11 protein-coding genes are annotated in these 12,921 nt (G+C 37.1%); 3 read left to right on the forward strand and 8 right to left on the reverse strand.

Annotation, left to right across the window (positions count from 1 at the left end; all coding sequences use genetic code 11):
* Positions 1–54: 54 nt before the first annotated feature.
* Genes IPM71_14255 through IPM71_14270 form a run of 4 tightly spaced genes read right to left on the reverse strand, consistent with a single transcriptional unit; the run spans position 55 to position 2,968 of the window.
* Positions 55–789: an SDR family oxidoreductase gene (locus IPM71_14255; protein QQS50732.1), complete on the reverse strand. Its 735-nt coding sequence runs from the start codon at positions 787–789 to the stop codon at positions 55–57.
* Positions 790–795: 6 nt separating this feature from the next.
* A complete protein-coding gene (locus tag IPM71_14260) occupies positions 796–2,160 on the reverse strand; it encodes an AMP-binding protein (GenBank protein QQS50733.1) in 1,365 nt (454 codons plus the stop codon).
* A gap of 45 nt (positions 2,161–2,205) precedes the next feature.
* Positions 2,206–2,481, reverse strand: coding sequence for an acyl carrier protein (locus tag IPM71_14265; protein QQS50734.1), 276 nt, complete (start codon positions 2,479–2,481; stop codon positions 2,206–2,208).
* Between the two features lie 37 nt (positions 2,482–2,518).
* The gene (locus IPM71_14270) at positions 2,519–2,968 is read right to left on the reverse strand and encodes a hypothetical protein (protein QQS50735.1); all 450 of its coding nucleotides are present in this window, start codon (positions 2,966–2,968) and stop codon (positions 2,519–2,521) included.
* A gap of 1,032 nt (positions 2,969–4,000) precedes the next feature.
* Here IPM71_14270 and IPM71_14275 point away from each other — a divergent pair.
* Positions 4,001–5,056 (forward strand): NAD-dependent epimerase, encoded by a 1,056-nt coding sequence (locus IPM71_14275; GenBank protein QQS50736.1) that lies wholly within the window; start codon positions 4,001–4,003, stop codon positions 5,054–5,056.
* Here IPM71_14275 and IPM71_14280 read toward each other — a convergent pair.
* From IPM71_14280 to IPM71_14295, 4 genes are all read right to left on the reverse strand, one after another.
* Entirely contained in the window at positions 5,010–6,323 is a 1,314-nt protein-coding gene (locus tag IPM71_14280; protein ID QQS50737.1) for an O-antigen ligase family protein, read from the reverse strand. The two genes, IPM71_14275 and IPM71_14280, sit on opposite strands and share 47 nt — an antisense overlap.
* A gap of 141 nt (positions 6,324–6,464) precedes the next feature.
* Positions 6,465–7,457 (reverse strand): glycosyltransferase family 4 protein, encoded by a 993-nt coding sequence (locus tag IPM71_14285; GenBank protein ID QQS50738.1) that lies wholly within the window; start codon positions 7,455–7,457, stop codon positions 6,465–6,467.
* Between the two features lie 21 nt (positions 7,458–7,478).
* Positions 7,479–8,363: an NAD-dependent epimerase/dehydratase family protein gene (locus tag IPM71_14290; GenBank protein QQS50739.1), complete on the reverse strand. Its 885-nt coding sequence runs from the start codon at positions 8,361–8,363 to the stop codon at positions 7,479–7,481.
* 472 nt (positions 8,364–8,835) lie between these two features.
* Positions 8,836–10,041 carry an ATP-binding protein gene (locus IPM71_14295; GenBank protein ID QQS50740.1) on the reverse strand — a complete coding sequence of 402 codons (1,206 nt, stop codon included), beginning with the start codon at positions 10,039–10,041 and terminating at the stop codon, positions 8,836–8,838.
* 808 nt (positions 10,042–10,849) lie between these two features.
* Between IPM71_14295 and IPM71_14300 the strand changes: the two genes are divergently transcribed.
* Positions 10,850–11,842, forward strand: a complete 993-nt coding sequence (locus IPM71_14300) for a hypothetical protein (protein ID QQS50741.1) — start codon at positions 10,850–10,852, stop codon at positions 11,840–11,842.
* 249 nt (positions 11,843–12,091) lie between these two features.
* Positions 12,092–12,880, forward strand: coding sequence for a T9SS type A sorting domain-containing protein (locus IPM71_14305; GenBank protein QQS50742.1), 789 nt, complete (start codon positions 12,092–12,094; stop codon positions 12,878–12,880).
* The last annotated feature ends 41 nt before the right edge of the window (positions 12,881–12,921 follow it).

Consider the following 12,921-nt stretch of genomic DNA (forward strand, 5'->3'; position numbering starts at 1 on the left):
CGGTGTCAAAGCGGTTTTAATATTGAGAAAAAAGAGGTGCGATAAATTTTATCCTTAGCAAGTAAGTCCGCCATCCACTACAAAGCTTTGTCCTGTAATATGCCTGGAAGAATCTCCCAGAAGAAAATCTATGAGCCCCATAAGATCGTTGGTATTTCCAAGCCTTTTTAAAGGTGTACGATGAAGTATTTTTTCTCTGTTGGCGAGAGTAACTTCCTTGGTCATATCGGTTTCGATATACCCTGGAACAATTGAGTTAACACGGATGTTTTTTTCTCCCAATTCCCTTGCCAGACCTCGGGTAAGCCCATCGATGGCGGCTTTTGAAGCACCATAAACAACTGAACCCTTATAACCGCCCTGGGCCATAATCGAACTTATATTTACAATTACTCCATTATTCTTCTTCATCATAAGTTGCACCACCATTCGTGTAATTTTGATGGTGGCCAGTACGTTGATTTCGAATAGCTCATCGATCCTCTTTTCGGGCATAAGCGAAAACAGTCCAATATGGTTTACTGCTGCATTGTTTATTAAAGCATCAATTTTACCATATGTTTTATTTACTTCAGAGATAAACGCCTGAACAGCCTGGGTGTCGCGAATATCGACCGATCGAAAAAGTAATCTTGGACGGTCATTCCGTATGTCATCAATTCCTGCTATTTCCGGTTTGTTTCGGCTAAATGTAGCCACCTGACAATCGTTTTTTAAAAGATTCTCAATAATTGCTTTTCCTAATCCGCGGCTTCCACCGGTGACTAATACAACTTTATTTGCAAGCATGAAACTCTAACAATTTATTTCTGTATTGACAATTCTTTTTTTCTTAAGCGATATCCCTATTAATTCTTCGTTTGTAATGTGCACAACCCTGGGTATTTCAAATTCTTCGAGACGATCTTTGCAAAATTCCCTTATCTTCTTAACAAGGTCAATTTTATCCATATCGTAATTTAGTGTAACAGCAGCGGTTACCAGGTTGCCGGTAATCGGATTCTTTTTACCCGATACCACTACTTCAGCTATTTCAGGCATTTGTAACAATACATTTTCTACATGTGCAGGGAATACTTTTTCTCCACCCACATTTATAATTTCATTCTTTCGGCCTAGAATTTTTATAAACTCACCCTCTACCTCTACCAGGTCACCGGTATTGAACCATCCATCCGCATCAATTGGTGATGGTGCATTCAGATAGCCGATCATGGAAGTATTGTTTCGGACGAACAATATATTGTCTACTATTTTTATATCAGCCGATTTGTTGTTAATCTGTATCCAGAGTGAATCGGACGATTTTGATTTGGTGGACAGAATTCCCAATTCGGTAAAACCATAGGTTTGTTTTAAAGTAATGTTTGGAAATATTCTCACCATTGCCGAGAGTGTTGTGTTTGGCATTGGTTCGGCGCCATAGGTGATGGTTTTAAGGGTCGATAAATTGTACTTTTCATAAATTCTTGAAAGAATGAGCATGTTAAGAAATGTCGGTGTTGTGGGTAGCAATTCTATGCCATATCTTTCAACCACACGGCATATTCCTTCCGGGGTTCTTTCTTCGGTTAGTATTATTGTTCCGCCATTTAGCACAAACGAGAACAAGGTATGTATACCTCCTATATGGAACAGTTTTAAGAAAAGCAATGTTTTCACATTCAATTCTTTTTTATTGTCTCTGTATCTCATCATTAACCTGTTTAGGCTGTGCAGAGCTGCTTTTGGACTACCGGTCGATCCCGAAGTGAATAAAATCAATCCCGGTTCTTCCCCAATTGGCAGTTTTTGAAAGAAATCATGTCCACTGACAATGCCCGTCCTTCTGTACACCCAATCGTGGCCTTCTTCCCAGATTCCGTTTACTTCGGCAATTTTAATAAGCTCATCATGGCTTTCTCTGTTATCTTTCGATAAAGGAACCAAAATGTTGTTGTTAAGTATAAGTGCAAAGATTAGCGCCAGTACCTCGGGTTTGTTCTCGGCCACGAACGATACAATCTCGCCTGCCCTGATATTTTCCTCACTGATTTTGTTGTTCCAGCTTAGTATCATTTCATGCAGATCGGCATAGCTGATGTGGACATTGTCGCATATCAGGCATTTTCCGTCGGCATGATTTTTTATTCTTTCTAATATCCAAAGGTTATTTTTCATGGGGGTTGTTTTAGTTAGAAGTGTTTTTCTTAATTGTTGGTTACTTTAGTTGTTTGTGATATGAATGATTGAGCCCAGGTGAAATATCTTATACAGATCACCAACAGCCGAAATATCTGAAAGCAAGACACCATTGCTCAGGGGATCATAGCTGAATTTTTCCTGAAGTTCGACAATCATTTGCGCCAGATCTAAGGATGTAAATCCGAGGTCGTTTGCTAAATGTGTACCGGTTTGAATAGGAATTTCATTTGGATTGTTACCTTTTGAAAGGATGATTTCAGTAAGTACTTCATTGATTTTTTCAATTGTTTGTTCCATATGATTTTTATTTATTGATTTGAATTATTTATGTTTTTTAGTTTGCCTGTTCGCAACAACTTGTTGATTGTATAACAATATCATCTGCCTGGAGCACAATCATTTTGTTTAGGCTGGGAATCTCAATTTTTAGTTTCTTGTTGCCATTATTTCCCACAATTTTTCCTTCGAATCCCTTTAATGGCCCATGCTCGATACGGCACATATTCCCGTTCTTTTTTAAATCTTCGACTGTGAGTTTTTTCGATTCGCCGGTATTTTCAACAAGTATTTTTAAACTATTGATTTCCTGGTCTCTGATACGGGCATAAGTATCATTAAACCGAACGAAGCATAAAACCCCCTTGATCTCGGTTATATGATGGCGGAAGCCGGGTTTAATAAGTACAAAAACATAACACGGGAACAAGGCTTGTTCTACTTTTCTTTTCTGGCTTTTAAATTCCTTTACCTTTTTTACTAAAGGCAGATAGTAGCTAAACGACAATTCCTGAAGTTTGGCTGCTACTCTTTTTCAGCATTCGGCATGGTATATAATACATGCCAATAGGGTCGGTTTGTCATTAATTTGGTGGTTTAGGTAAGATAATGATGCTTAGGTCAGACCGATTTCGAATTAACAGAAATTCGAAATCGGTGCAAGAGATAAAAACAATGCTTCAATAATGTTTCGAATGGAAGTTTGTTGGATTCGTTAACTAAAAGAGGATGTTTTTTAATTCTCTTAAAAATAGGTTAAAGTATTGATAATGAATGAAATAGGATTGTTTATTCGACAAAGCGTTCCCAAGGCAGAGTACGTGTTCTTCTTCCGCCTCAGCAATTAAACTGGTAGTAACCGATTGTAGTTTACCTTTCGGCAATACTGTAATCAAAATATGATTAGCAGCAAGCTTGAGATAGTTTTAAGCAGAAATGCTTAAAAAAATACTCAGACTCTTAAGGGAATATCGAATAATTATACAACGGATATCAACCCTAAAATATTTTCTTTATGAATACTTTTTGTAAAGTAACTTTTCTGCCACCTTAAACAGAAACAACATTTCCGCTAACATAGGTCTCTTCAGATAAAAGAACTGGCAGATAAATATCTAAACCATTACAAAGTATTTGCGTTGGCACTCAAAATACTTTCCGGGTGCAAGTTTAATATTTTTTTGAATTGTTATTCAATTGAAAGTATTATTTTTTTATTAAATCAGTGAATGAATTAATAAATAATAATTTAAGTTCTTTTAAATATATGGTATTTATTCTGGACATATTTCTTTGAATGCACGAAAGACTGTATAACCTTATGCGAGTATATAAGGTAAAAAGCATATTTGCTCTATTTAATCAATTCATGCGAATACCCAAAGCAACTACCAATTATAATCAAGTAATTACTTGTTAAGGTTTTACTTTATGGCCAAATGGCATTTTGCACCATTTAATGTATCTTTGAAACCAAAATTGGCGAAAATGACCAATTTTTAAGCATAAAGAATTCATTCACAGACTAGAGCATTGAGGCATGAAGGTATTGGTAACTGGAACAGCAGGCTTTATAGGATTTCATCTGGCAAACAGACTGCTCGAACGAGGAGACGAAGTCTGGGGTATCGACAGCATGAACGATTACTACGATGTGAACCTGAAATATGCACGCCTGGCCGAAGCTGGGATCGATAAAAACTTGTTAACGTACAATAAAGCAATCGGCTCAAAGAAATATGCTGCCTACCAATTTATGCCCCTCACATTGGAGGACAAGGCCGCTATCGACCAACTGTTTAGGGAACAGAAATTTGATGTTGTATGCAACCTGGCAGCGCAGGCAGGTGTACGATATAGTATCGAAAACCCTTCGGCATACATTAGCAGTAACATTATAGGGTTTAGTCATGTTTTAGAAGCCTGCAGGCACACTGGCGTAAAACATCTGGTGTATGCCAGTTCATCAAGTGTATACGGACTTAACCAATCGATGCCCTTTTCTACGCACGACAATGTCGATCATCCCATCAGCTTGTATGCAGCCACCAAGAAAAGCAACGAGTTAATGGCGCATACTTATAGTCATCTTTTTAATTTGCCTACCACCGGTCTTCGGTTCTTTACCGTATATGGCCCCTGGGGTAGACCGGATATGGCTTTATTTCTGTTTACCAAAGCAATACTCCACAATGAACCCATTGAGGTTTATAACCATGGCAATATGATGCGCGATTTCACTTATATTGACGATATCGTTGAAGGCATTGTGAGGGTTATTGATACCCCGCCATCCGGAAATCCTGAATGGAAAGGGCTAAATCCTGATCCGGCCAGTTCGCCGGCACCCTATAAGATTTTTAATATCGGAAACAGCAATCCGGTTAAGTTGATGGATTTTATTACAGCCATTGAGAAGTATACAGGTAAAAAGGCAAAAAAACAATTAATGCCTATCAAACAAGGGGATGTGCCTGCAACCTGGGCCGATGTGAATGACCTGAAAAACGAACTGAATTACCAACCTTCAACACCGATTGACCGGGGGGTTAAGGCTTTTGTGAAATGGTTTCAGGATTATTATCCGCAGCATTAAGCTTGGTATCGTATCCTGAATTAGTTTTCTGTCTGGTTCTTTCCCATTCACCGCCCTCGGCATAATAGACATAATAAAAGTAGCAATAGAAAAATGCAAAATATACAACCCCTGCAAGCCTTACAAACATCGACTCGAATTGGAGCTGTATAAAAGATATCATCAAAAACAGGAATAATAGTTCCTGTTTTTTCTTTATAGATTGGTAAAGCGGGATAGCAAATACCAGAAGCAACGAGATAAGCCCAAAAATACCAGATTGAAGCCAGGTTTCAAGGAAATGGTTGTGGGCGTCGAAACTATAAAAAACACCTGCTTTAAATTCTGTTTTTTCATGTTCTTTAATTAATTCATCAAGTGCATCGCCAATACCATAACCCATTAACGGCGCATTTTTTATCGTTTCGATGGAATTTTTCCAGATGACCAATCGAGGATCGATTTTTTTTGTCTCCTCGTTTAGCACCGCAGTTTCTTTCAGGGTTTCTCCAAGTCTCGAATATTTATAAATGCCATACGAACTTGAAACCAGAATCAGGAGCAGAAGGGAAAGGCTAAGCCATCTTTTTTTATAAACCTGAACCAGGGTGCCGTATAAAATCAAAAACAGCAAACAAAGTATGGCGGCCCTCGATTGCAGCGTTGCCAGGGTTAAAAGGGCCGAAATTGCTATGGGAACATGCAATACATACAATGCCTTTTTTGTTTTCGACTGGAAAAAAAAGTAAAGCAGGTAAATTAATAAGATGTAGGAAAGGTAGGAGGGGTGAATGGTAAATCCTTTTATTATGCTATAATACCTGAAATACTCGATTATATCATGGAAGGAGCTAAACTCCCTGAATTTTTCAATTCCAACCTTTTCATAAACCGAAATAAAGAGGTGGGCAATGGCCACCAGGAGCGAAATACCGAGCAAAGTAAAAACAACATGGATATTAATTTTTAACTCTTTTTTTGCGATTAGAAATACAAAAGGTAGAAGTACAAAACTGATTAACCTCTCCAGCATTTTAAGTCCATTCGATACATTGCTGGTGTATAAAAGTGATACAAGACTAATTATTGCAAGAACTGGAAGTAAGTAAAGAGTTGTGTTTCTAAAATCTTTTAAGGCATAAAACTTTCCAGTAATCACTACAATAAACCATACCAAAAAAGTAGTTGAAAGTAAATAGGGTAAAAATCGTATACCAAAGGGCATAGCCAGCACGAGAAGATAGATTAAACCCAGCAACAGGTATTTTACTTGAAAGCTTTTAAACATCAATCATTTAATTATTAGTCATTTCTACGAATATTATCCTTGTGTTCAATTCGAAATTTAAGTTGTATTCAACCATTCATCCATTCACTCATTCACTCATTCACTCATTCACTCATTCACTCATTCATTCCTTTGACTTTACTAATCCTTACGAAAGGGGGCTTTTTTGTTGAGAATAGCCATGGAAAATGATAACATTCCAATTGAAGCTAACAATGCAAGGAATTTGTATCCTGACAATTTAATGGACAGGAAAACGAGTAAGAATAACAAGAAATTTACAATAAGCGCATACACATTCGTTTTCAGGTGCGAAAAGCCAGATTGTACAATTCGTTGATAGGCATGTTTACGATGGGCTTTACTGAGTTTTTCGCTGTTTCGCCAGCGCCTGTAAAGGGTGTAAGTGGCATCGAACCAGAAAAGTGCAGTAAGTATGAGCCAATAAGTAAAATGAAATTGATGGGTGTTATGAAAATATATTCCTGATACAATTAAAATAAAACCCAGTTGTGTACTGCCCACATCGCCCATGAAAATCTGGGCCTTAGGCCAGTTCCAATAAAGAAAACCCAAAACGGCAAGGAGCATAACAAGTGAAAGAGAAGCACCGGTAAAAAGAAAGAAAACCAGACTAATGAAAATTGCTTCCATGGCAGCATAGGCATCAATTCCGTCTAAGAAATTATACAGGTTTATAAACCAAACCATTCCTATTACCATAAGAATATTAATGGCTGTCGCCATCATTGGCAATTCAGATGCCATAAAATCAATGTGAAAACCACCCAGAAAATAAAGAGCAAGTGAGGCAGAAATGGCCTGGACAATTAACCGCAATCCGGGAGGTAAGGAGAAAATATCATCCAGTATACCGATAACCGCAAGCAAGCCACCGGAAATGAAAGCAAAAAATAGTTTTGCCTCTAATTGATTCATGAAATAGAGGTAAGTTATTGCCCCATACCAGCAGATAACAATGGCTAAGCCACCACCGCGCGGAGTTGGAATGCTGTGCGAGCTTCGCTCATTAGGTACATCGATTATATTTTTTCTGACAGCAAGTACCTTAACCACCCAGGTTAAAACCAGCGAAGCTAAAAGAATGACTAACCAGAAAGCGAGATTATTCATGCATCAGAAGTAAAAAGTATTTTAAATCCGGTTTCGTTTTTGTACCAAATAATGTTCAACCATTTTTTCTATTCCCTGGTCGGTACTTAGTTGAGGATCGAAATCCAGCTCCTCTTGTGTAAAGTTATTATTTACTTCCAGGGAACCAAAAAGCCTTTCGAAATGGCCAGGACTCATGTGTTTTAATAATTGGCGCAGAAAAGTGGGGAGAGAAAGCAGCAGGCAATTTTTGTTCAGGTGTTTGGCAATGATCCGGCACAAATCTGTTGTGGAGATAGGTTGTTTGTCGGAGGCAAGAAATACGCCCGATTTCTTTCTATCTGCAACGCAGTCGATTAATTGTATCAGGTTTTGCACGGAGCACATGCTTCTTTTGTTTTCGATTTTTCCGAGTGGAAGCACAGGAAACTTATCGACCAAGCGAACAATGTTCTTCATGTTTGCTTTTACTCCCGGCCCGTAAATAAGCGGAGGCCGTATAATAGAAACCACAAACTCAGGCGAGTTGAGTGCAAGCAACTCCTTTTCCGCTGCCAGCTTACTTTTTCCATAAGCATCGTTCGGAAAACAGGGGGAGGTTTCGGTGAAAGCAATACCGCTTTTAGGATATTCTCCATAAACTTTAATTGAGCTCAGAAAGATAAACTGCTGAACCCCTTTTGCTTTTGCCTGCTTTGCTACCTCTACGGGCAAATCGCGGTTTATACTAAAATAGGTTTCCTTAGCAATTTTTTTCGACTGATGCACAATGGCAGCCAGATGCAACACCACATCGTATTTCGAAAAATCAATGTTGGCAGGGCTGTTTTTCACAAGGCACACTTCATCAATTGAAGTGAATTTGGAATGCTGAATGAAGTTTTTTCCTATAAAGCTATTGGCACCTGTAATGAGTATTCGTGGCATAGAGGTTTTCATGGCACAAAGATGGGAGAAAAATTGATGACAATAAAAAGAAAAAAACAATCAGGATGCCTACTAACAATTTGTTTTTGTATGATCGAACTATTATTACCAGTATGCGCTAAGCTTTGGTGCAGGTCTGTGTTCTGTGCCTTTTTTTGAAAAAGCAAAAGTTTGCCTATGGTTAAGGCACCGATTGCAAATCGGCGTCAGTGGGGATGACAGGTTTAATCGAAATAGATGAAATATAGGGTTGTAGTTGCAAACTGCAACCAGAGAGGGGGTAATAAAGGGTTGATAGATATTGAATTAATCTGTTGAGCAAAATTGAGGGCACAAGCGGATGCGCCAGTATTGGTTCGATGGTTTGTTTACAATTGAAATACTGGAATGAACATGCGTTACGCAAATGCTAAACGCGCGCTAGTAGACTTTTAGATTAAATCGAGGCTATTTCACTTAAACATTACATCTGTCACACCATTTTTATACAAAAGTCTTTAACATGCATGCGATTAATTCCCTTATAGGTTGATACTTCAGTCAATTCATCCATTGTCACAACATATTTTGGATAGTTATCCGATATTTCAAGTAAATTCCCGTATTCCCGATTTATAGTTCCCTCATTTGTTAGCATGTAAGCAACCTGAACATAAATTTTTTCTCCAGACTTTTGTGCGATAAAATCAATTTCTTTATTACCCTCCTGACCAACAGTTACCGAATATCCTGCCATTCGCAAGTGCAGATAAACAACGTTTTCCAGGATTTTATGAATATCATTTGTTTTAAAACCAACAATTGCATTACGAATACCAATATCTTCAAAAAAGTACTTTTCTCCTATTTCAAATACTTTTTTACCCTCGATTCCTGTTCGCTTTACTTTAAAAATCAAAAATGATGTTTCAAGGTACCCAAGGTAGTCTATTACAACCTGGGTTGAAATATTTATTTTTTGAGATTTTAGATATTCACTGATTTTCTTTGAGGAAACGATACTGCCGATATTGTTTGCTAAAAAAGCAATCAAATTTTCAAGGAACTTTACATTTCTAACCTTAAATCGGGCAACAACATCTTTAAGCATTATGGTGCTGTATATACTTGTTAAGTACTCATATACAACTTGAATTTCCGTATTCAGATTGATTAGGTATGGTAATCCACCAAATTTAAGATAGTTCTGAAATGTAGCTACTGAATCCTGTAAATTATAAAATACTAAAAACTCATTATAGCTAAGGCCAAATACTTTAATTTCAACATATCTGCCGCTTAAAAAAGTAGCGAGTTCGCCCGAAAGTAAATTAGCATTGCTTCCTGTGCAATAGATATCGTAGTTCCCTCTCGTAACAAGGTCTCTTAATGTAATCTCAAATGATTCAATATCTTGTATTTCATCAATAAAGAGTGCTACTTTGCCGTTCTCCTTTATATTTTCTTTTAAATAGAGAAACAGGTCATCTGAATTTTTTATTTGTGAGAACTCATGTAGTTCTTTATTGATATAAATAATCTGAGTATCAGGGTTCTGTTTTTTAATAAGGTCTCTCACATTCATTAATAGGTAACTCTTCCCAACTCTGCGCTGCCCGGTTAATACCTTTATCAATGATTTACCAATAAATGGTTTTAATCTATCAATATAAAGGGGCCTTTCGATGTAATCAGTCATTTCATCTATATTTTAAGCTAGACACAAATATAGTTTTATCTTCAATCATAATTTAAATATTTGTCGAAAAATAAATTAATTCAAATATAATTGAAACTATAATCGATAAATAAACATTCTTCAATTATAGATGTGATTTTAAAGCTTATTGATAACTTGACCCTATACATTCAAATTATTCTGGTGGGGGTCTGCGAACCGTGCCTTTCTTTGAAAAAGCAAAAGTTTGCCGATGAGCAAGGCACCGATTGCAAATCGGTGCCAAAGTGTCTAATCGGGCATTAATTGCCCCTGGCTTAAGCCAGGGGCAATTAAACACTCTTCACTAGCGCGCGTTTAGCTTGCGTAACGCGTGCTAATAAATCTGTTGCTTCCACTATTTGCAAATATTTTAAAATGTGCGTGGGTAGTCGCAATTCTGTGATGCAATCGAGCAAAAAAAAACAACATTCTTGCTTAAAAGCTAATTTAGAAAGAATTCAAATTGCTGCTGTTTATTGACAATTATCATGAAATTTTATACACTTGCACACAGAGAATACACAACATTAGCTGACCCTTAAGTTCTCTATTTTGGTAAAAAAAACACAGGTTATTTGCGGATTTACCCTTACCGCATGTAGGTTAGAGAAATTTGGAGGTTGTTCTTTACCGATTGCTGTTTTTAAGTTGATTGCATTAACCATTCTCTTGCCGAAAAGCAGGTAGATGAGCGATAAAAATAATTTTCGTATGCTTTGAAAAAGGCATACAGAATAAAATTTGTATACCCTTTGAACCTAAATATTAAACCTAAGAATAATCCATTATGAAAAAGTTATTTGCACTTACAACTTTATTAGCGGCACTTGTTTTCAATCTTCACGCGCAAACCTGGACGCCAGGAACAGGTTTATTGTTTGCTAACCCAACAACCACTAAAGTTGGTATTGGAACGAATAGTCCACAATCAAACACAATGCTCGATGTGCGAGGAATGGTTGGTGTTTCAAGGTGGGGATTAGGAGGAACCTATAATGCTTCTCAGGTACAGGGAATCTGGTCCATTTCACCAACTTATTTGATTAATACTACTACTAACGATTTTGGCACCTTATATGGAATGGGCTATGCACACACGAATGCTGGTACAGGTAGTAAAAAACCCATTGCAAACTTTGGGCATCAAATTGTATATACAAGTAATGGCACTGTGAATGCCTCAATATCTTTAGATTATGGACATGCCTATTTTCAAGGAAATATCGGTATTGGAGTCACTAGTCCATCCGAAAAACTCGAAGTTGCAGCCGGAGGAAATATTAGCCTTAAAGCAACTGCCAACGATGCCGGTGATCTAGTTTTCAAGAAAAGCAATCTGACACAACTTGGCAGAATTTGGACACAAACAGATGGAAATAGTGGCATGTATCTTTCAAGTGGTGATCTTATGGCTGATATTACGATAAATGCTGCTGGTAATGTAGGAATTGGCACCACCAACCCCACAGCCACTCTTACTGTAAATGGAAATATTTTAGCAGAACGCATAGACGTGATTGGCAATGTGCCAGCCTCCGACTTCGTGTTCGAAGAAGACTACAATCTCCTCAGCCTTAGCGAGGTAGAGGCCTTTGTAAAAGAAAACAAACACCTGCCCGAGGTACCTAGCGCTGCCGATTTTAAAGAAAACGGCTACAGTGTAGGCGAAATGGATGATATCCTGCTGCGCAAGGTAGAAGAACTTACCCTTTACATTATCGAGCAGCAAAAGCTTATTAAGCAGCTGCAAGAAAAGGTTGAAACTTTAGAAGGGAAATAGGTATGGAATAAGTCTTAATATTTAACAAGTTAAATGGATTCTGGCTTGTTAGAAGATTAAACGAAATACTGATAAAAAACCCGTGTAATGACAAAACAATGGGGATTATACCAACAATTTGCATACTCCAATTTTTCATTAAGAATTAATTCTAATACCATGAAACGAGCATAATTCGTTAAACAAAAACAAAAGGATGAAAATTCATCATGCGAGTTCCATCCGACCTTATTAAATAATTATATACGGATGAAAACAAAAATATACCTGAGTCTCATCGTTGGCATGCTACTATTAAACAGCAGTCTGTTTTCTCAGCAAATGAGTATATATAGTAGTACAGGCTTTACCACTCCGCATAACCTTATTGATGGCACTACAGCGCAAACTACCTTTACCGGCACAATAGTAAATTGTGAAATAGTAGTAAAACTAACCGAAGATAATTATATTAAAACTCTAAGATTAATTGTGGGTAGTGGTGCTAATTATACTTGCAAGGTTTATACTTCGTTTGATAATGTGATATACAAGTTGGCAGGATCAGCCATAAGTGGAACCAATGACTTTATCATAAATGCTAACGCCTGTTACATAAAAATTACTGCCACTCATGCCAGCGGATATTTAATACTAAATGAATTATATGCCATAACTCAGCAAAAAAGCGTCGACTATACCTACGATCTATCAGGAAACAGAATTGCCAGAAGAGTAAATTTCTCTGCTGAAAACGGAGTCTTATACTTAAAATCAGATGATGAATTTGAAGAATTTCTGGTTGAAGGTGAGGTGCAAGTCCTTGTTTATCCAAATCCAACAAAAGGCCTACTTATTCTTGAATTGCAAAATCTTGATGTAAATGAATATGTGCCAGTCATGATTAATATATTTAACAACGAAGGCAAAACAATGATCTCAGAATCATTTAAAAGCAATAGAATTGAAATGGATTTAAGTGATTTTTCAGTAGGGCTTTACTTTATAGACATAAATTTTGGTAACAAAAGACAACTGTTGAAAGTTATAAAAGAGTAAAGTAAATCCTAGCATTCTTCATTTATACCCTAAATTAACCA

Source organism: Bacteroidota bacterium, assembly GCA_016699695.1.
GTDB lineage: Bacteria > Bacteroidota > Bacteroidia > Bacteroidales > UBA10428 > UBA10428.